20 protein-coding genes and 4 tRNA genes are annotated in these 18,817 nt (G+C 57.1%); 6 read left to right on the forward strand and 18 right to left on the reverse strand.

The window, feature by feature from the left end; translation table 11 throughout:
- Nucleotides 1-195 precede the first annotated feature (195 nt).
- The 6 genes from flgE to AC1DH9_RS10805 all read right to left on the reverse strand — a co-directional run bounded on the left by flgE (nt 196) and on the right by AC1DH9_RS10805 (nt 5,328).
- A complete protein-coding gene (flgE, locus tag AC1DH9_RS10780) occupies nt 196-1,524 on the reverse strand; it encodes a flagellar hook protein FlgE (RefSeq protein ID WP_427545798.1) in 1,329 nt (442 codons plus the stop codon).
- 31 nt (nt 1,525-1,555) lie between these two features.
- The gene (gene flgD, locus AC1DH9_RS10785; protein ID WP_427533063.1) at nt 1,556-2,284 is read right to left on the reverse strand and encodes a flagellar hook assembly protein FlgD; all 729 of its coding nucleotides are present in this window, start codon (nt 2,282-2,284) and stop codon (nt 1,556-1,558) included.
- Nucleotides 2,285-2,298: 14 nt separating this feature from the next.
- Entirely contained in the window at nt 2,299-2,742 is a 444-nt protein-coding gene (flgC, locus tag AC1DH9_RS10790) for a flagellar basal body rod protein FlgC (protein WP_007937507.1), read from the reverse strand.
- A 3-nt stretch (nt 2,743-2,745) separates the two neighbouring features.
- Complete coding sequence (gene flgB, locus AC1DH9_RS10795) at nt 2,746-3,153, reverse strand: flagellar basal body rod protein FlgB (RefSeq protein WP_427533062.1); 408 nt, start codon at nt 3,151-3,153, stop codon at nt 2,746-2,748.
- Nucleotides 3,154-3,522: 369 nt separating this feature from the next.
- The gene (cheR, locus tag AC1DH9_RS10800; protein WP_123580156.1) at nt 3,523-4,350 is read right to left on the reverse strand and encodes a protein-glutamate O-methyltransferase CheR; all 828 of its coding nucleotides are present in this window, start codon (nt 4,348-4,350) and stop codon (nt 3,523-3,525) included.
- A 45-nt stretch (nt 4,351-4,395) separates the two neighbouring features.
- Complete coding sequence (locus AC1DH9_RS10805) at nt 4,396-5,328, reverse strand: chemotaxis protein CheV (RefSeq protein WP_054593599.1); 933 nt, start codon at nt 5,326-5,328, stop codon at nt 4,396-4,398.
- An 81-nt stretch (nt 5,329-5,409) separates the two neighbouring features.
- On the opposite strand from AC1DH9_RS10805, the gene flgA reads away from it, so the two are divergent.
- The 4 genes from flgA to AC1DH9_RS10825 all read left to right on the forward strand — a co-directional run bounded on the left by flgA (nt 5,410) and on the right by AC1DH9_RS10825 (nt 7,912).
- Nucleotides 5,410-6,171, forward strand: a complete 762-nt coding sequence (gene flgA / locus AC1DH9_RS10810; protein WP_442114448.1) for a flagellar basal body P-ring formation chaperone FlgA — start codon at nt 5,410-5,412, stop codon at nt 6,169-6,171.
- An 80-nt stretch (nt 6,172-6,251) separates the two neighbouring features.
- The gene (gene flgM, locus AC1DH9_RS10815) at nt 6,252-6,554 is read left to right on the forward strand and encodes a flagellar biosynthesis anti-sigma factor FlgM (protein ID WP_477808154.1); all 303 of its coding nucleotides are present in this window, start codon (nt 6,252-6,254) and stop codon (nt 6,552-6,554) included.
- A 48-nt stretch (nt 6,555-6,602) separates the two neighbouring features.
- Nucleotides 6,603-7,070, forward strand: coding sequence for a flagella synthesis protein FlgN (locus AC1DH9_RS10820; RefSeq protein ID WP_427545794.1), 468 nt, complete (start codon nt 6,603-6,605; stop codon nt 7,068-7,070).
- Between the two features lie 95 nt (nt 7,071-7,165).
- On the forward strand, nt 7,166-7,912 hold the full coding sequence (locus tag AC1DH9_RS10825) for a flagellar brake protein (RefSeq protein ID WP_427545792.1): 747 nt from the start codon (nt 7,166-7,168) through the stop codon (nt 7,910-7,912).
- A gap of 57 nt (nt 7,913-7,969) precedes the next feature.
- Here AC1DH9_RS10825 and AC1DH9_RS10830 read toward each other — a convergent pair whose 3' ends face one another.
- The 6 genes from AC1DH9_RS10830 to phnN all read right to left on the reverse strand — a co-directional run bounded on the left by AC1DH9_RS10830 (nt 7,970) and on the right by phnN (nt 14,274).
- Nucleotides 7,970-9,358: an MFS transporter gene (locus tag AC1DH9_RS10830; RefSeq protein WP_427545790.1), complete on the reverse strand. Its 1,389-nt coding sequence runs from the start codon at nt 9,356-9,358 to the stop codon at nt 7,970-7,972.
- A gap of 71 nt (nt 9,359-9,429) precedes the next feature.
- A complete protein-coding gene (locus AC1DH9_RS10835) occupies nt 9,430-10,671 on the reverse strand; it encodes a glutamine synthetase family protein (RefSeq protein WP_477808156.1) in 1,242 nt (413 codons plus the stop codon).
- A gap of 228 nt (nt 10,672-10,899) precedes the next feature.
- On the reverse strand, nt 10,900-11,592 hold the full coding sequence (locus AC1DH9_RS10840) for a sensor histidine kinase (RefSeq protein WP_427545788.1): 693 nt from the start codon (nt 11,590-11,592) through the stop codon (nt 10,900-10,902).
- Nucleotides 11,589-13,193 (reverse strand): response regulator, encoded by a 1,605-nt coding sequence (locus AC1DH9_RS10845; RefSeq protein ID WP_427545786.1) that lies wholly within the window; start codon nt 13,191-13,193, stop codon nt 11,589-11,591. The genes AC1DH9_RS10840 and AC1DH9_RS10845 overlap by 4 nt, the downstream gene beginning before the upstream one ends.
- A gap of 296 nt (nt 13,194-13,489) precedes the next feature.
- Nucleotides 13,490-13,566 (reverse strand) — tRNA-Arg (locus tag AC1DH9_RS10850).
- Between the two features lie 123 nt (nt 13,567-13,689).
- Nucleotides 13,690-14,274 carry a phosphonate metabolism protein/1,5-bisphosphokinase (PRPP-forming) PhnN gene (gene phnN / locus AC1DH9_RS10855; protein ID WP_427545804.1) on the reverse strand — a complete coding sequence of 195 codons (585 nt, stop codon included), beginning with the start codon at nt 14,272-14,274 and terminating at the stop codon, nt 13,690-13,692.
- Nucleotides 14,275-14,662: 388 nt separating this feature from the next.
- Between phnN and AC1DH9_RS10860 the strand changes: the two genes are divergently transcribed.
- Nucleotides 14,663-14,989: an Arc family DNA-binding protein gene (locus tag AC1DH9_RS10860; RefSeq protein ID WP_003178899.1), complete on the forward strand. Its 327-nt coding sequence runs from the start codon at nt 14,663-14,665 to the stop codon at nt 14,987-14,989.
- 165 nt (nt 14,990-15,154) lie between these two features.
- Here AC1DH9_RS10860 and mgtE read toward each other — a convergent pair whose 3' ends face one another.
- The gene (gene mgtE, locus AC1DH9_RS10865) at nt 15,155-16,597 is read right to left on the reverse strand and encodes a magnesium transporter (RefSeq protein ID WP_054593610.1); all 1,443 of its coding nucleotides are present in this window, start codon (nt 16,595-16,597) and stop codon (nt 15,155-15,157) included.
- 320 nt (nt 16,598-16,917) lie between these two features.
- Between mgtE and AC1DH9_RS10870 the strand changes: the two genes are divergently transcribed.
- Nucleotides 16,918-17,430: a DUF4124 domain-containing protein gene (locus tag AC1DH9_RS10870; protein WP_427545784.1), complete on the forward strand. Its 513-nt coding sequence runs from the start codon at nt 16,918-16,920 to the stop codon at nt 17,428-17,430.
- Between the two features lie 19 nt (nt 17,431-17,449).
- Here AC1DH9_RS10870 and AC1DH9_RS10875 read toward each other — a convergent pair.
- From AC1DH9_RS10875 to AC1DH9_RS10895, 5 genes are all read right to left on the reverse strand, one after another.
- A tRNA-Arg gene (locus AC1DH9_RS10875) sits at nt 17,450-17,519 on the reverse strand.
- A gap of 14 nt (nt 17,520-17,533) precedes the next feature.
- Nucleotides 17,534-17,610, reverse strand: a tRNA-Arg gene (locus tag AC1DH9_RS10880).
- A 107-nt stretch (nt 17,611-17,717) separates the two neighbouring features.
- Nucleotides 17,718-17,808, reverse strand: a tRNA-Ser gene (locus AC1DH9_RS10885).
- 62 nt (nt 17,809-17,870) lie between these two features.
- Nucleotides 17,871-18,059: a carbon storage regulator CsrA gene (csrA, locus tag AC1DH9_RS10890; RefSeq protein WP_003178872.1), complete on the reverse strand. Its 189-nt coding sequence runs from the start codon at nt 18,057-18,059 to the stop codon at nt 17,871-17,873.
- A 184-nt stretch (nt 18,060-18,243) separates the two neighbouring features.
- A partial coding sequence (locus tag AC1DH9_RS10895) for an ACT domain-containing protein (protein WP_477808155.1) occupies nt 18,244-18,817 on the reverse strand: 574 nt, incomplete at its 5' end.

Raw genomic sequence — 18,817 nt, forward strand, 5'->3', positions numbered from 1 at the left:
GTCGCCCGCAACACCCTTGCCTCTGGCTAACACTTCCCCTTGCCGGGTGTGTAGAGGACTTTCACCTCCAAGTCACCAGCGTGGCCACCACAGCCAAACTGGTTGCGCTTGCGCGCAACGCGCCATGCCTGGCGCACCCACAAAAAAGCCCCTCTTCCGAGGGGCTCCTTGTGTAGCACTATCAGCCAACCAGCATCAGGTCATCTGAATGATGGTCTGCATGATGGTGCTCTGGGTGGAGATAGTCTTGGCGTTGGCCTGGTAGTTGCTCTGCGCCTTGATCAGGTTGACCAGTTCGTTGGTCAGGTTGACGTTGGACTCTTCCAGGGAGTTGGACTGAATCGAACCCAGCGAGCCAGTGGTTGGCGCGTCATAACCCGGGATACCCGAGGCAAACGTTTCTTTCCAGCTGGTGCCGCCAACAGCTTGCAGACCTTGCTCGTTGGTAAAGCTGGCCAGGGCAACCTGGCCGATCGCCTTGTTCTGGTTGTTACTGAAGTTGGCGAACAGGGTGCCCGTGCCGTCGATGGTCAGGTTAGTGATTTCGCCCGTGGCGTAACCATCCTGAGCCGGGATGGAGCGGGCCGAATCAGCGTTGAACTGTGTGGTGTTAGTCATCGAAATAGTCATGCCGCTAGCGCTTGGCGCCGCGCCGTTGGCCGCCCACACACCGTTGGTGACCTTACCCGGCACCCAGTTGGCCAATGTCACGTTGTTGTTTACGTTAGGTGCCGCAGGCGTCGCCGGTGGTGTTGCCACCGAGACCAGTTTGCCAGCCGTATCGAACGTCATGGTCGTAGCAATCGGGGCGGTGACTTTCGGGTCGCTGCCGGTGGCATCCGGGTTGCGACCGTCTACCAGGGTGTAGGTCTTCCAGGTGTTGGCGCCGGTCTTCACCATGTATTGATCCATGACGTGCGAATTGCCCTGGCTGTCATAAATCGGCGTGCTGAACGATTTGGTGTAGGTGGCGAGGGTGCCCGGGTCGAATTTGTTAGCCGGGAGCGTGTCGTCAATCACCGGAGAAGTCGAGTCCAGGTTGATCGTCGAGGACACGGTCGAAGTGGGTTTTGGCGCCAGGTTCGAGGTGTCGATCTTCAGGTCGGTCAACACACCGCTGATGATCTTGCCGTTGGCATCGGCACCGTAACCCTGCAAACGCGCGGTTTGATCGGTGTTGGTAATGAAACCATCCTTGTCGACCTTGAACGTACCGGCACGGGTATAGGAAATCGAACCGTTATTGCTCAGGGTGAAGAAGCCCGAACCATTGATGCCCATGTCCAGCACGTTACCGGTGTTGTTGATATCACCCTGGGTGAACTGCTGGGATACGTTGGCCAGGTTTACACCGCTGCCGACAACTTTAGAGCCGTTGCCCAGCTTGGTTGCCGAGTAGACATCCGCGAACTCGGCGCGCGAGGACTTGAAACCGGCGGTCGCAACGTTGGCGATGTTGTTACCGGTCACGTCCAGTTGTTTGTTGGCTGCATAGAGACCGCTAAGGCCGATATTGAAAGACATATTCCACTCCTTTATGCCGCGTTAGCCGGCTCTATAGACCAATGGTTTGAACTTTGGACAGGGCGATAGGGCCCAGACCTGCAAGATTGAGCATCAGCTCGCCGCCGGTTTGACTCAGGGTCACGCTGTTGACCGTTGCTGGCAGGTAGGTGGCCAGATCGGTCGCCGTGCCGTTGATCGGCGCATTGGCCTTGACGGTATAAGTGCCCGCAGCGACTGCGGCGCCGCTATTGTCGTTGCCATCCCAAGTGAAGCTGGCGCTGCCGGCCGGCCGGTTGCCCAGGTTAAGGGTTCTCACAACCTTTCCGCTTGCATCGCTGATAGTCACGGTGCCATCGGCAATGGACGATGTCAGGTTCACCGAACCGGTCAACCCCTTGCTTGGGTCGCTGATCTGCGCGGTGCTGGTCTGCGCAATGACCGAGCGGCCCACCAGAGAAGAAGCCTGCAAGGCCTGGGAAGAGCTGAAATTACTGGCGAGAGAACTCACAGTCGTATTGAGGGAAGTGATCCCTTCAAGGCTACTGAACTGCGCCAGTTGAGCCACGAATGCGCCGTTGTCCTGTGGCGAAAGCGGGTTCTGGTTCTTCAGCTGGGTCACCAGCAATTGCAGGAACGCGTCCTTGCCCAACGCCTTGCCGCCGGTCGCGCTACTGGTTGCTGCGGAAAGGCCATTCGCGGCCGTACCGGTGCTCTTGACCGAGGAGTTCGCCAGCAGATCGGTCATGCTCAGGCCGCCGGTGGAATCGGTAACGCTCATAAAATCGCCCCTTATCACTGACCGAGGGTCAGGACCTTCTGCATCATGGTTTTGGCGGTGTTCATCATTTCCGCGTTGGTCTGGAACGAACGACTGGCGGAAATCATGTCGGCCATTTCCTCCACCACATTGACGTTGGGGTAATAAACGTAACCCTTGGCGTCAGCCGCCGGATGGTTCGGCTCGTAGCGTGCTTCGAGGTTGCTTTGATCTTCGACTACGCCGAGTACCTGCACGCCCTGCCCTGCGGCATCCTGATTCTGGAACAGCGAATCGCTGCCGCCGGACTGACCGCCCTGGAACATGGTGGCAAACACCGGGTGACGGGCACGGTAGGTCTGATCGATGCTCGAAGAGACGGTCTCGGCGTTGGCGATGTTACTGGCGACGGTGTTCAAGCGAGTGGTTTGAGCACTCATGCCGCTACCGGCAATGTTGAAAACACTGGACAGAGACATGAATTACTCCCCGCGCAGGGCTGATACCAGCCCTTTGAATTTGCTGTTGAGCAGCGTGAAGCTGGCCTGGAAGTCGACCGCGTTTTGCGCGTAGTTCGACTGTTCCAGTTGGGCGTCCACGGTGTTTTGGTCAATCGACGGTTGCATCGGCGTGCGATACAGCAACGACTCCTCACCACTGCTCATACCCTGGGCTTCGATATGACGGCTATTGGTCATGTTCAAAGCAAAGGTGCCGTTCTTGTTCTTGTCGTTCTGGGCGGCCAGCACCGACGAGAAGTCCAGATCCCGAGCCTTATAGTTCGGGGTATCGGCGTTGGCAATGTTGTTGGCCAGGACTTCAGCACGCTGGGCGCGGAAGCCCAGGGCTTGTTCGTGGATACCGAGCGCTTTATCGAAGCTGATGCTCATGTCGGAAACCTTTGGGTGACCTGATTTTTCGTAACAGGGTTATAGCAAGCCCCGTGCCAGCTTCTCAAACCCCGTAAACCGGGGCTTTGCGGGCGACGGCAAAGCGGCAATGCCAGAAAAGCGGCAACAGATTTCCGGCGCCTGCCGCTTTTCTGCCGCTTCCCTCGGCCTGAAAGAACAACACTGCCCCCTGTGGGAGCGAGCCTGCTCGCGATRGCGGTGTGGCAGGTGGCATTGATGTCGACTGACACGACGCCATCGCGAGCAGGCTCGCTCCCACAGGGGGGGCAAGTGCCGGGAAAATGGACAGGCAAAAAAAAGGGAGCCCCTGAGGGCTCCCGTTTTCATGCAGTACCGATTACCGTCCAATCACTTGGCCTGGTAGATGATCCCCGGGCTGCACTGAACCATCTGATAGTGATCCGGTAAACCGTTCAACGCTTCGGAAGCCCCCAGGAACAGATAACCGCCCGGCTTCAGCGTGCTGTGAATCCGCAGCAGGATGTCTTTCTTCACTTCGGCAGAGAAGTAGATCAACACGTTGCGGCAGAACACGATGTCGAACTTGCCGAGACTGGCGTAGCTGTCCAGCAGGTTGAACGAGCGGAACTCCACCCGACTCTTGATCGGTGCCTTGACTGCCCAACGCCCCGGCCCTTTCGGATCGAAGTAGCGTTGCAGACGCTCCGGCGAAAGACCGCGACCGATCGCCAGGCTGTCGTACTCGCCGGTCTTGCAGTTGGTCAACATGGTTCCGGACAGGTCGGTGGCAACGATCTGCACCCCCATCTTCAACTGCCCCATATTGACCCGCTCGAACTCGTCGATCGACATCGACAGCGAATACGGTTCCTGCCCGGACGAGCACGCCGCCGACCAGATCCGCAGGCGCTGCCCGGGACTGGCCTTGATGGACTCAGGCAGCACTTTGTTCTTCAAGACTTCAAACGGATAGGTGTCACGAAACCAGAGGGTTTCGTTCGTCGTCATCGCGTCCACCACCGTCTCGCGCAAACCACTGCGCGGTTGGGTCTGCATCCGCTGCACCAACTCACCCAAGGACTTGATGCCTTGCTGTTCCATCAGTTTGTTGAGACGGCTCGACACCAGATACTGCTTATTCTCACCGAGCAGAATGCCACAGGCTTTTTCCAGGAAGACCCGGAACTGTTCGAAATCCAAATTACCCGTAGACAATGATGCCGCCTCTTAAATCGTGTTGACCGCCAGTAGCGAAGGCCACTAGCTGATATCTGCTGCTTTGATCCGGTCGACTACCCGGGATGCCAGGTCATCAGGACGGAATTTGGCAAGGAAGTCATCGGCACCGACTTTCTTCACCATCGCCTGATTGAATACGCCTGACAACGAAGTATGCAGGATGATATGGAGCTTTTGCATGCGAGGGTCGCTGCGGATCTCGCTCGTAAGGGTGTAGCCGTCCATTTCGGGCATTTCGATGTCGGAAATCATCATCAGAAACTCTTCTTCCGGCTTCTTGCCCTCATCGACCAGTTTGCGCAGGTAATCCAGCGCTTGCCGGCCGTCGTTCAACGCAACAACTTCAACCCCCACCGTCTGCAGGCAACGCGAGACCTGTTTGCGCGCCACCGACGAGTCGTCGACCGTGAGCACTCGCAAGGAAATTGCCTTGTGCTGGGTCTCGGCATCGATCACGCCCACCGAAATCACATCCGACGTCGGCGCAACTTCCGCCAGGACCTTTTCCACGTCGATAATTTCGACTAGCTGATTGTCGACTCGAGTCACTGCGGTCAGGTAGTGATCGCGACCCGTGCCCTTGGGCGGCGGATGGATCTCTTCCCAGTTCATGTTGACGATCCGCTCGACCGACCTCACCAGAAACCCCTGGGTCTTGGTGTTGTACTCCGTGATGATCACAAAGGGATTGCTTTGATCCTGCAACCCGCCTGAGCCGGTTGCCATTGCCAGATCCAGAATCGGAATGGTTGCCCCCCGAATATTCGCCACACCGCACACGACAGGACTGGACTTGGGCATCAGGGTCAGCTTGGGGCATTGCAGCACCTCCCGAACCTTGAACACGTTGATCCCGTAAAGCTGCTGGCCGTCGAGACGGAACAACAACAGCTCCAGGCGATTCTGCCCTACCAGTTGCGTGCGCTGGTTAACCGAATCCATTACACCAGCCATGCCCAGACTCCTACACCAACGCTAAGTGTGTTGCGACGCACATTCATCACTAAACGGCACGGCGCTTGCTTTTTAACTGCCATGAACACAAAAACGACATTTTCCCGACGCCTGACATCAATGTGCCGTAAATTCCTCGGCGCCCTGTCAGCTGTATGCCTGTTGAACGTTGGCAGCCCTGCCTTTGCCGACCCGGTTACCTTGCCTGATCTACTTATCGGCGTCACTCAGGGCTTTCTTGAATTCACCGTAGAAGACTACCTGGCCACCAGTCAAACCGCAGGGCGCTATGAAATCGAAGTCAACAAGCTCGACCCGCGCATGCACATGCCGGCGTGCGACAAGGAATTGACAGCGACATTGGAGAGCCCCGCGATACCTTTGGGCCGGGTTACGGTGAAAGTCCGTTGCGATGGCGCCTCCCCCTGGACGGTCTTCGTACCCGCTCAAGTCCGCCTGTTTCGCGAGGTCGTCACGACCACCCGCCCCCTCAAACGAGCCGGAATCATCGACCCTTCAGATGTGATGCTGCGTGAGCGCGATATCAGCCTGATCAATCAGGGATATCTGACAAACGTCGATCAAGCCATCGGACAAAAACTTGTCCGACCAATGGTCAGCGATCAAGTGATTACGCTTGTTCATCTGGAGCAGGCAGAAGTCGTGCGCAAGGGCGATCAGGTGGTCATCACCGCCCGCAGCGGCACACTGAGTGTGCGAATGCCGGGTGAAGCGCTGTCCAATGGCGGCCTGAGCGAGCAGATCAGAGTCAAAAACCTCAACTCACAACGAGTCATCAAGGCGCAGGTCACGGCAACGGGCCAGGTGGAAGTCGCCATGTAGATAACTGGCGCACAACCGTCCTGTTCCCTAAACTGTGCCTCACGCAGGGCAAATACCGACGTGCCTGGGCTCATTGACTATTGAGCCTAAAGTTTTCCCGGGTATGGCCGAAAACCAGCGTCAGCAAGGACACCGGCGATGCCGGCAAATCCGCGCCGCTGAGCACCTCGACCGAACAGGTCGGTGCCACCCAAAGCGGGGAATCGGTACACCTCAGCAATGAGGCTCAACAGTTGCAGAAGATCACTGACAAGCTGCGCGATCAGCCTGCCGTCGACAGCGCCCGCGTGGCCGAGTTGAAAGCAGCGATTGCCGATGGCAGCTATAAGGTCGACAGCAACCGTGTAGCCAGCAAACTGCTCAACTTCGAAGCCCAGCGCTAGCCAAAGGCCTGCGCCAGGCTTTTGGACGCTTAAAACCCAAGGCCAGCCATGCACGACACTAACTTACTGCAACTGATCACCGATGACTTTGCTCCAGCTCAACAATTGCTGGAGCTGCTGAAGACCGAATCCCTCGCCCTGCACGGCCGCGACATGCCGCTGCTCGAGGATATTCTGGCGCAGAAACAGGCACTGATCATTCTGCTGGAACAGCATGGCCGCAAACGCAGCGAAATTCTCGCGAGCCTGAACCTTCCTGCCAGCCGCGCAGGCCTGGAGCAGCTTGCCGCTCACTCAAGTATTGGCGATCAGTTGCTGACCCAAAGCGACGTCCTGACCCGACTGCTTGCAGATTGCCAAACCGCCAACGAGCTCAATGGCCGCTCGATCCAGGTGCAACAAGCCACCACCGCCAATCAGCTGAAAATCCTTAACGGTGGCGAGCCTCCAACGCTTTATGACGCCCGCGGATCAACCTCCATGCTCGCGAAACCCCGCGCACTCAGTCAGGCTTGAACTCATAAATAAGCGTGCTCTATCAAGGCACCAAACATGCTGGCAGAATGCTAGCTCTTGCGTGTGATCGTATTCTGTCTGGAGATTGATAAACCGTGTTCAACGCCTCAAGCGCGGAAGATGCTCCGCAGCCACCCAAGGTGCTCAGCACCCCGCTGGAAATCACCGGCAACCTGCGGATGCTGCAAGAGAGCCATGATCCCCTGATCATCACGTTCCATGAACGCAGCCAGCGCTTTCAGAGCTACCTGATCGATGTCGATCGCGACAGCAACATGATCGCCCTGGACGAAATGATCCCTCGCGATGGCGAACGCTACCTGCTTGCCGGCGAAGCCTTTCGGGTTGAAGGCTTTCATGAGGGCGTACGCATTGCCTGGGAAAGCAACGGCGCGCTGACCATCGACGAGTCCAACGGCGACCGCTGCTACCGTGGCACGCTGCCCGATGAAGTGGTTTACCACCAGCGTCGCAATGCGTTTCGCGCAGCCTTGAAACTGGCACAACTGGTCAACATCGAACTCGGTGGCGACAAGCTCAAGACGCCTGTCAGTGGCAAACTGCTGGATATCTCTGCGACGGGTTGCAAGCTGCGCTTTGATGGCGACATCACCAGCGGACTTCAATTGGGTCAGGTCTATGAACGCTTCATCGCCGCCCTGCCCTTCGGCAGTATGACCGCACCGGTCGAGCTGCGTTATCTGCACCACGAAGAGAAAATCGATACCACCTTCGCCGGCGTACGCTTTCACAACATGAGCGGACTGGTGCAGCGTCAGGTCGAGCGCTTCGTCTATCAGTTGCAACGCGAAGCGCGCCGCTTCGACAAAGACGACTTCTGATCCAGACGCTTGAAAAAACGGGCAGTCCCTTGCGGTGACTGCCCGTTTTTTTTGCCCCTAAGGCCTGGCCTCGGTAAAGCTTTTCGGATGCTCCGCCCCCGGATCATCAGGCTGCTCATCAGAGCCGCCGACATCCTCAGCGTCGGACTTTGCGTCCCGCTCAGGATCCAGATCAGGGCTCGCGCCATTTTGCATCTGGTCATGCACGACCTGCTCATCGACCCTCGGATCGAGCGCCGCCACCAGTGGCGAACTCGACATGCTGTCCGGCATTGCCACGTGATGCAGCGGCGCGTCTTCCACCTGATGCAGATTGGTCACCGCTTTCGGCCGGATGCGCCAAACCAGCACCACTGCGAAGAAACTGAAGAACGCATACAGCATCTGACTGCCGAACAACTTCATCAGCACACCCGCCACCAGCGGCCCGATGCTCGCCCCCACACCGTATGTCACCAGCAACATGGCCGTCAGCGATACCCGTCGATCGCCTTCGACGTGGTCGTTGGAAAACGCCACCGCCAACGGGTACAGACAGAACTGCACCAGCGAGCAGGCGAAGCCTGCGATAAACAGCATCTCAAGCGGCACCTGCGGCATGATCGCCAACGGCAACGCTGCCAGTGCCAGGCAAAAGGCAAAACTGCGAATCAGCAGCGCCCGATCATAACGATCCGACAACCAGCCCAACGGCCACTGCACCAGCAACCCGGCAAAAATGCAGCTACCCATGAACAGACCGACCTGCTCAGTGGAAAGCCCTTGCTGGGACGCGTACAACGGCGCCAGACCATAGAACGAACCGACGATCAGGCCAGCGCCGAGCACCGTACTGAGGGACTGCGGAACCCGCTTCATGAAAAAGCGCGGCTCCATCGGCGCCGGGTGCAAGGGCGCCGGGTGAATCCGCCGCGTCAGCGCAACCGGCACCAGACACAGCGCAAAACACAACGCCACCAGCATCAGCAGCTCCAGCCCCAGGGACGGGTGCATGACCAGAATCAACTGGCCCAGCACCAGCCCCAGGTACGAAGCGATCATGTAGCCGCTGAACACCACCCCGCGCTGCCTGGCTTCGGCCTGCTCGTTCAGCCAGCTCTCGATGACCATGTATTGGCACATCATGCCCAGACCGACGACCATCCGCAGCACCAGCCACGCCGGTAGCCAGTCGATCAGGCCATGCCCCAGCACCGCCGCACCGACGATCCCGGCACAGGCCGAGTAGGCCCGGATATGACCGACCCGGGCGATCAACCGGTGGCCGATTTTCCCGCCCAGCACCAGGCCGAAATAGTTGGCCGCCATCAGCGCACCGACCCACAGACTGTCGACATGGTCCGCTGCCAGGCGCAAGCCCAGGTAAGTGCTGAGGAGACCCGAGCCGATCAACATCATCAGCGAGGCGAAATAAAGCGCTCGAAAGGATTTCAGGATTTGGCGCATCGGYGTTCCGAGCGGCTCCTTGCAGTGAGTACCGGGCTACCGACAACGATAGCCCGACAGCGACGAATCGGTTAGGCCTGGGCGGCCAAAACACGCCGCTCCCAGGGAGTGATTTCATCAAGAAAACTGCTCAACTCCATGGTCTTCGAAGCGATGTAGCCTTCGATGAACTCCTTGCCAAACAGTTCCTTCGCCAATTGGCTACGTTTCAGACGCTCAAGAGCAGCATGCAAGGTACACGGCAACGACAAACTGTCCGGCACTTCAAACTCGCCCTGAATGGCCGGCGTCGGCTCCAGCTCGTTTTCAATGCCATACAACCCGGCCGCCAGACTGGCGGCAATTGCCAGATACGGGTTGGCATCGGCCCCCGGCAGACGGTTCTCGACCCGACGCGCTTCTGCCGAGCTGGCTGGAATCCGCAAACCCGCCGCCCGATTGTCATAAGACCAACAGGCATTATTCGGCGATGCGTAAGGATGGCACAGACGCTGGTAAGAGTTCACGTTCGGCGCAAACAACGCCGTGAAATCTGCCATCGCTGCCTGCTGGCCACCGATGAAATGACGGAAGATTGCAGTCGGCTGCCCAGCGTCATCGCTGAACACATTTCGGTCCGTGCCCGCCTCGACGATGCTCTGGTGAATGTGCATCGAACTGCCCGGCGTATGCGCCAGTGGCTTGGCCATGCAGACCACGGTCAGGTGGTGCTTGAGCGCGACTTCCTTGAGCAGGTGCTTGAACAGGAATGTCTGGTCGGCCAGCAGCAGCGGATCACCGTGCAGCAGATTGATCTCGAACTGGCTGACGCCCATCTCGTGCATGAAGGTATCGCGTGGCAGACCGAGGGCCGCCATGCATTCGTAGACTTCGTTGAAGAACGGGCGCAATCCGTTGTTGGAGCTGACACTGAATGCCGAATGACCTTCCTCGCGACGTCCGTCCAGCCCAACCGGTGGCTGGAAGGGTTGAGTCGGGTCGGTATTCGGTGCAAAAACAAAGAACTCCATCTCGGTTGCCACCACGGGCGCCAAACCGCGAGCGGCATAACGGGCGATCACCGCTTTCAACTGACCGCGAGTCGAGAGACGCGAGCTTTCCCCGCTCAACTCATCGGCATCGCAAATGGCCAACGCGCGGGGCTGCTTGCTCCAGGGCAGACGGTGAATCTGTTTCGGATCGGCATTGAGCGCCAGGTCGCCGTCGTCACTGCCGTAAAACCGTGCCGGCGGATAACCGCCCATGATGCATTGCAGCAGCACGCCAYGCGCCATTTGCAAACGCCGTCCCTCTAGGAATCCTTCTGCGGTCATGACCTTGCCACGCGGCACGCCATTGAGATCCGGGGTGACGCATTCAATCTCATCAATGCCCGTCAATCGCTGTGCGAGTGAACGCTGGCCATCGGTCGTCATGACTCTATCCTTGAAGTTGTGCAAGCCGCGAACGGCGACATGTACAAAATAGGCACCAGCTGTTCGGAATATCAAGCACCGGGACATAAAAATGTCCGACAAAAATGCTGCTCGGCGCGGCGGATATCAGGGCAGGTAAAGATTGAACAACCCGCCTCCCAATGGGCCGCCATTACGGATCTCGGTACGCCCGTGCACGCCGCTGCGCTGATGCAGGCGTGCGATACGCGCGGCGAAATACAGACCAAGACCGGTGCTGCCACTGGCGGGGTTGATGCCCTGCACGAAATCCGCCTGACGCTCGATCATCTGGGGCGGGAAACCCTCGCCGTCGTCATTGATCGATAACAGCAACTGCCCGGTTTCCTCACCGATGCTGATCAACAGCGAATGCCGGGCATGACGAATGGCATTGTTGATCGCATTGGCCAGTACCGTTCCAATCAACTCCCGGTCGAAGAATCCGAGAGGGCTCAAGGGATCGATCTCATAAGTCACTACAATGCCGCGACTCTTGAACACGTCCTGATGCGCCGCCAACTGCGCTTCGATGAAATCGTCCAGCTCGTGATAGTCCGGACGCAATGGCAACTGATTGACGCCGAGCTTATAGAGCCCCAGCAACTGCACCAGCATGCCGTTCAGATGAGCGAACTCATAGTCGATCACGCCCTGCTCGGCGGTGTGCTGCTGAGCCGCAGGCAAGCGCGCAAGCCACTGTCCGTGGGCCTGCATCAGCAACGCCAGGGAGTTCTTCATGTCGTGTACGGTGGAGGCAATCACCGTGGAAAAGTCGAGCCCCTCGTCAACATCATTCATTCGCCAAACGCCTTGCTTCGCAGCTTCTGATAACGCGGATAACGCGCATCGCTCTCGGGCATCATGCCCACCATTTTCAGGCACGTACGGCACTCTTCCAGCAGTGCTGAATCGAGGCTGGCATCGGCCCCATGCAACAGCGATTGCGCCATGTTGAGGGCAATACTGATGTTCTTCGGCTGCAACAACAGTGCACCGCGGAAAAGCTCCCGCGCCTCGGGCAACGCGCCCGCTTTGTAACTGCGCACGCCCTGGCGGTTGAGATCCGCCGCCGCGTTGCCGGAGTTGAGAATCGCCGGGTCGTCGGTCTGCTGGGCAATGCCTTGCATCACCACCGGGTCGTCGCCGTAAATCTCGGCGCAGTTTTTCAACATCGAATTGCCGGCGTCAGCCTGCCCCAGCATCTTCAACTGCTTGGCAACCAGCAACGCCGCTTCGGCGCTCATGAACTGCTCCATGCCATCCAGACGGGCCAGTGCTTGCTCTGTCAGCTTCTCAGCGGTTTCGGCATCGTTGAGCAGCAGGCTGGTGGCCTTCATCAAGCGCGCCCGGATCTGCAGCCCCGGATCGTTGATGTTTTCCTTGGCGACGGCGCTCAGGGTCTGGTTGATCTCCAGTCGAGTGCGGGTATCCAGGCCTTTTTCACTGCCTTTACTGATGAGCGCATGAGCCAGGCCCAGATTGCTTTCAGGGTCCTTGAAACGTGACTGCGCCCCTTGGGAGACTGCTTGACGATAGGCTTTCGCCGCACCTTCGAAGTCTTCGTTGGTCATTGCCAACTTGCCCAACAACGATTGCCTGCGCACCGCCAATGGCGACAGGCGAACGGCCTCTTCCAGCACATTCTGCGCAGCCTTGGTGTCGCCTTCGGCGACCAGCACATCGGCCAGTCCGTCATACAACGCCGGCATCATCGGGAAAGCCTTCAGTGCCTTCTCGTAGACGGCTTTGGCCTGAGCGACCTGGCCACGCTTGAACATCAATCGCCCCAGACCGACATAAGCCCAAGGCAACGGGCGATCCGCCAGAATGCTGTTGTACAAGCGCTCCAGCGCCTCATTCTGATTCATGTCGCGCAGCGCATCGGCACGATAGCGCAGACACAGCGGCGAATAGCGCGGGTCCTGCTTGCACAGCTCAATGCAGGCATTCAGGACTTCAACCGGCTTACCCCGATCCAGCGCCTGCAGAATCGGTTTGAGCAAGGTCTTGCGCTGCTCGAGTCGCTCCAGTCGCTGGGCCAGGCCAGCGCGGTTGAAAGGCTTGGTCAGATACGCATCCGGCTCATGCTCGAGCGCACTGAGCACCATCGCCTGACTGCTCTCGGCGGTGACCATCAGAAACACGCTTTCATGGCTGATCAGCTTCTCGACCATCAGGTCTTCAAGCACCTGCTGACCGTTCTTCTTGCCATCGCCAAGGTGATAATCCTGCAAGATGAAGTCGTAGCGCTTCTGCGCACACATGCGCAGCGCCACCTCACCCGTGTCGGCAGTGTCGACATCCTTGACACCCAGCTCACGCAACATCGACCTGACCGAACTACGGAAATCCGAGAAATCATCGACGATCAAAAAGCTCTTTTGGTGGTACGCCAGCATCGAAGATTCCAGGCAATTAAGAAGATGAACCCAAAGACAAATGCAGGGACCAGCTCAACTTCGCCGCCCATAGGGGCGTCGCGCAGGACAACGGCCCATCGGGTTATCGGCCAGTTGTGGCGTTCCCTTATAGGTGTTGGCAAACAATTGTGGGCTGATGCAGGCGCACTGCAAAAACACCTCAAAAAAAAACCCGCCAGGTAATCCTGAGCGGGTCTTTCGATGTTGTTTTCAGCTACGCAGCGGTCCCGATAATATAAAGAGGTCGGAGCGCGTGAAGAGACATCCTGTGTTAGTGGTGTCCCAGGGCAGGTTCGAACTGCCAACCTTCCCCTTAGGAGGGGGATGCTCTATCCAATTGAGCTACTGAGACACATGCCGGCCGCAAGGACATGCGGCGCGATGGACGGCGTGCATGTTAACGGGCAGGCCCGTTTTTGTCATGTCGTCTGTAAGGCTTATTAAGTGTAGGCAAACGCCAGCTTCGATCACGGGCTCAAATTTGATCCGCTTTTGCACTGATACCCTCTAGCATCAATAGAGCCAGCAAGTTGTCGACGGCAGCGGAAAGCTCACCAGAATTATCCAGCTGAAAAATCCCTTCCGGGTCCTCCTGAGCAGCATCCGTTGAAAACAGGGCATTGCGCGCAAGTCGGGCTTCGATTTCCTCAGTGCTCTCACGCCCTCGCCGTTCCAGACGTTTGCGCAGGGCATCGGTTTTGACCGTCAGCACTATGGGCAACAACGTCGGATAACGCGCCATGGCTTCGGACAAATGACCTCTTGAGCCGTTGATCAGTACATGGCGACCGTCACTCAACCAGCGATCTATCTCTGCCGGGATGCCGTAATCAAGCCCATTGGCACGCCAGCACAGCGCAAAACCGCCTTCACGCCTCATTTGAGCAAATTGCTCCCTGGAAACACTCAAAGCGTCTTCGCCGACCGATTCAGCCGACCGGGTAATCACCCTGCGCACCACAACGCAATCAAGGCCAAGCAAGGCGCCGCGGGCCGCATCGATCAGGCTGTCTTTGCCGGAGCCGGATGGCCCCATTAAATAAATAAGTCTGCCGCGCATCGCTATATCACCCCCATCGCGTGCCCGCCCTAGTAAATCGGCCATTTGCCACTATTCTGTATCTTGCAAGGAACGAAGATCGTATCCGCATAGCATGCACGCTCAGGGGCGCCCAAGCACCCACCTGTCGGGCAAAGAGGACGCGGTCAGATGTACGGGCCCGGTAAGTGTTTTCAAACCAGTCCGCATTTCTGATAATTGGTGCTGGCATAACGCCTGCTTCCAGTTCAATATTTGTCACAGAATTGACGCCAATGATCTGGCAAATTTGAGGCATGATGCGGGCCTCATATCAATTCAGGTTGAACATTTGGTAACGAAGCTTGTCCTACATGACATCCTGCGGCCAATTCCGAGAACCGCTCCCCTGAACTAACCGGTTAAATATATGCGCCCATTGAAACAGGCAATTTATTCCAGCCGTACGGCTGACAAGTTCGTCGTACGTCTGCCAGACGGGATGCGTGAACGCATTGCCGAGGTGGCTCGCAATCATCACCGCAGCATGAATTCCGAGATCATCGCCCGCCTTGAGCAGAGTCTTATTCAGGAAGGTGCGCTGGGCGAAGAGTTGAGCATGCGCCTGGACAGCCCCGAGCTGTCATTGCACGAACGCGAACTGCTTCAGCGTTTCCGTCAACTCTCCCACCGCCAGCAAAACGCACTGGTYTCGCTGATTGCCCACGACGCTGAAATGGCCGCAGACGCCTCCTGATTGCATCCCGTAAGCTCTAGCCAGCCATGTGCTGGCTTTTTTTTGCCTGAAATTCAGCCAATCGCTTACTCAACGGCAAGCCCAGTTGCCATCGACATTACGCTAATAGATTAAAAAATGAAGGTGCGCGGCCTGCTGCTTTGAGCAGGACCGCGCAATAGAAACTCAGAGCAGGAAGATTGTCGCCAGCCCGAGGAAGATGAAGAAGCCACCGCTGTCGGTCATGGCCGTGATCATGACGCTCGCGCCCATCGCCGGGTCGCGTCCAAAGCGCGCCAGGGTCATCGGAATCAAAACCCCCATCAACGCCGCCAGCAACAGGTTCAAGGTCATGGCAGCAGTCATCACCACGCCCAATGACCAACTGCCGTACAGCATGTAAGACACCACGCCGATTACCCCACCCCAGACCAGGCCATTGATCAAGCCAACCGCCAGCTCCTTGCGCATGAGACGCGAGGTATTACCGGTACTGACCTGATCGAGCGCCATCGCACGAACGATCATGGTAATCGTCTGGTTGCCGGAGTTACCGCCAATACCGGCAACGATCGGCATCAACGCCGCCAAGGCCACCAGTTTCTCGATAGAACCTTCGAACAAACCGATTACCCGCGAGGCAACAAATGCGGTAATCAGGTTGATCGCCAGCCAGGCCCAGCGGTTGCGCAAGGATTTCCAGACAGACGCGAATATATCTTCCTCTTCACGCAGACCCGCCATGTTGAGAACTTCGCTTTCGCTCTCTTCACGAATCAGGTCGACCATCTCGTCGATGGTAAGACGACCAATGAGCTTGTCGTTCTTGTCGACCACCGGGGCCGAAATCAAGTCATAACGCTCAAAAGCCTGTGCGGCATCGTAGGCGTCTTCATCCGGGTGAAAACTCACCGGATCGCTGGCCATGACTTCCGAGACCTGCTTGTCTGGATCGTTGACCAGCAGTCGCTTGATTGGAAGCACACCCTTAAGCACGCCATCGTAGTCAACCACGAACAACTTGTCGGTATGGCCTGGCAGCTCTTTGAGGCGACGCAAGTAACGCAGAACCACTTCAAGACTGACATCCTCGCGGATCGTCACCATCTCGAAGTCCATCAATGCACCGACCTGTTCCTCGTCATAGGACAACGCGGAGCGAACGCGCTCACGCTGTTGGCTATCAAGGGTTTCCATCAGCTCGTGGACGACGTCTCGCGGCAGCTCGGGGGCCAGGTCAGCAAGTTCGTCGGCGTCCATCTCCTTGGCCGCCGCCAGGAGCTCGTGATCGTCCATGTCGGCGATCAGGGTTTCACGAACCGAGTCGGATACTTCAAGCAGGATGTCGCCGTCGCGCTCGGCCTTGACCAACTGCCAGACAGTCAGGCGCTCGGCAAGCGGCAAGGCTTCAAGAATGTAGGCAACGTCGGCGGAGTGCAGATCATCGAGCTTGCGTTGCAACTCGACGAGGTTTTGCCGGTGGACCAGGTTCTCGACCAGGTCGTGATGATGACCTTCCTGGCGATGAGTCAGGTCTTCGACCACCCGCTGGCGATGCAGCAGCTCAACGACTTGAGCAAGGCGGTCTTGCAGGCTTTCTTGCGTTTTCTTTACTTCAACTTCAGTCATAGGCGAACTCCACTCCCAGCAGCGGGGCACGCCGGAAGGATCAATCAGTCAATTCATGATTGGTAAAACGGGGTACTGAGTAACTACTGGGTAAGTCCATGGAGGTATTCCACAAGCCCCGGCGGGGCTGACGGGCGCAATCATACACCGCCTGAGGGTTTTAAACGTTAAAAAAACCAGCCTGAAACAAGCGCTTGCGAGATAAACCACAGCGCTGTCCACGTCCCTGAAACTGCGACGACTCATCCTGAAAAGAAAACACACCCCCACTGAGAAATGTACTGACTACCCTTGATCGTGACCGTCATGGAGGACGCCCAATGCCCGGAAAAACACCCACAGCCCTGTTGATCACCCTGCTCTGCACGCCCCTACAGGTCACTGCAGCAACCGTGCATCGATGTGAAGACGCCATGGGCCGTATCACTTACACGACACTGAGTTGCCCTCCTGGAGAGGCACTGTCGCGACAGAATATTTACAACCCAAGCGTTTTCAAATTCGAGGCAATACTCCCCGGTGCCAACCATCAGGAAACATCAGGAATTAAAAGTACACCGAGAGATCCGGTCGTTATCGGCCAAATGAATGACAAATGCGGAAATTTGCTCAGTGCCCAGGAGCGTCGCGAAGCAATCATCAATCAGCGGATCGTTCCAGGCATGAGCCAGCAGGAAGTTGAAAGTGCGCTGGGCAAACCAGACAAGATCAGCATTCGAAACGCAACGACGAATTATCGCTACGACAGCAAGAAAGGTCGTAGTGCGCAAATCGTATTCGACGAGAAGGGATGTGTAAAAGGCAAATCCCAGACAGCAAAAAGCCCGCGTTAGACGCAGGCTTTTTGGTGTTTGGTGCACTCGACAGGATTCGAACCTGTGACCGCTCGGTTCGTAGCCGAGTACTTTATTTGCATTACTGCAAAAAACCCTTAAATGGTGCACTCGACAGGATTCGAACCTGTGACCGCTCGGTTCGTAGCCGAGTACTCTATCCAGCTGAGCTACGAGTGCATTTGTTGCCGCGCATTATAGGCCGTTAAATCTTTTTGTAAAGCACTTTTTCTAGTAATTTCAACAACTTACCGAAGAAGCCAGATTACAACGTACTAAATAAATAATGGCGGAGAACGGGGGATTCGAACCCCCGACACCCTTTTGAGGTGTACTCCCTTAGCAGGGGAGCGCCTTCGGCCACTCGGCCAGCTCTCCGCAACACGGGGCGTATCTTAACCAACCTTTTCCCCGTTTGCAAACATAAAAAACGATAAAAATTAATGGCTTGGTTCGTCGTCCTTCTCTTTCTTGATCCGCAGGTAGATTTCCTCACGGTGAACAGCCACCTCTTTCGGCGCGTTAACGCCAATACGCACTTGATTTCCTTTGACGCCAAGCACGGTTACAGTGATTTCGCCATCACCAATAATCAGGCTTTCTGCGCACCGACGAGTCAGAATCAGCATACCTTTCTCCTCACGCATTTCATTTCAGGGACAACAGTCTGCAAAAAAAAGGCGTTCGACCTACAACCAGAACGATCGTAGCCCTACACGCCTAAGTATTGACCAGCACGAGCAAAAGAACAGATTTCAGTCGCGCCGCTCAAAAAAACAAAGGGCGCGGTCAGACCGCGCCCTTAGAGGAGCATCACTCGCCCTGGCGGGCCGGTGCGTCCAGTTCGAAAGCTGTGTGCAGAGCGCGCACAGCCAATTCCAGGTACTTCTCTTCGATCACTACGGAAACCTTGATTTCCGAAGTCGAGATCATCTGGATGTTGATGGTTTCTTTAGCCAGCGCTTCGAACATACGGCTGGCAACGCCTGCGTGAGAACGCATGCCAACGCCGACGATCGATACCTTGGCGATCTTGGTGTCGCCAACGACTTCACGGGCACCGATCTCGCGAGCGGTGTTTTCCAGCACGGTCTGCGCCGCCTGGTAGTCGTTGCGGTGCACAGTGAAGGTGAAGTCGGTGGTGTTATCGTGCGCAACGTTCTGCACGATCATGTCGACTTCGATGTTCGCGGCGCTGATCGGGCCGAGAATCTTGAAGGCCACGCCCGGGGTGTCTGGCACGCCACGGATGGTCAGCTTGGCTTCATCGCGGTTGAAAGCGATGCCGGAAATGATCGGCTGTTCCATGGATTCCTCTTCATCAATAGTAATGAGGGTACCCGGACCCTCCTTGAAGCTGTGCAGTACGCGCAGCGGAACGTTGTAC

This window comes from Pseudomonas sp. 05T35, from assembly GCF_056396605.1.

Coding starts and splice junctions, on each gene's coding strand:
- AC1DH9_RS10840 (WP_427545788.1), bottom strand. CDS start 11,592: ATGAATGATGTTGACGAGGGGCTCGACTTTTCCACGGTGATTGCCTCC.
- mgtE (WP_054593610.1), bottom strand. CDS start 16,597: ATGACTGAAGTTGAAGTAAAGAAAACGCAAGAAAGCCTGCAAGACCGC.
- AC1DH9_RS10845 (WP_427545786.1), bottom strand. CDS start 13,193: ATGCTGGCGTACCACCAAAAGAGCTTTTTGATCGTCGATGATTTCTCG.
- AC1DH9_RS10870 (WP_427545784.1), top strand. CDS start 16,918: ATGCCCGGAAAAACACCCACAGCCCTGTTGATCACCCTGCTCTGCACG.
- flgC (WP_007937507.1), bottom strand. CDS start 2,742: ATGTCTCTGTCCAGTGTTTTCAACATTGCCGGTAGCGGCATGAGTGCT.
- AC1DH9_RS10830 (WP_427545790.1), bottom strand. CDS start 9,358: ATGCGCCAAATCCTGAAATCCTTTCGAGCGCTTTATTTCGCCTCGCTG.
- AC1DH9_RS10805 (WP_054593599.1), bottom strand. CDS start 5,328: ATGGCTGGTGTAATGGATTCGGTTAACCAGCGCACGCAACTGGTAGGG.
- phnN (WP_427545804.1), bottom strand. CDS start 14,274: ATGCGCGGCAGACTTATTTATTTAATGGGGCCATCCGGCTCCGGCAAA.
- flgD (WP_427533063.1), bottom strand. CDS start 2,284: ATGAGCGTTACCGATTCCACCGGCGGCCTGAGCATGACCGATCTGCTG.
- csrA (WP_003178872.1), bottom strand. CDS start 18,059: ATGCTGATTCTGACTCGTCGGTGCGCAGAAAGCCTGATTATTGGTGAT.
- flgA (WP_442114448.1), top strand. CDS start 5,410: ATGAACACAAAAACGACATTTTCCCGACGCCTGACATCAATGTGCCGT.
- AC1DH9_RS10820 (WP_427545794.1), top strand. CDS start 6,603: ATGCACGACACTAACTTACTGCAACTGATCACCGATGACTTTGCTCCA.
- flgE (WP_427545798.1), bottom strand. CDS start 1,524: ATGTCTTTCAATATCGGCCTTAGCGGTCTCTATGCAGCCAACAAACAA.
- flgB (WP_427533062.1), bottom strand. CDS start 3,153: ATGAGCATCAGCTTCGATAAAGCGCTCGGTATCCACGAACAAGCCCTG.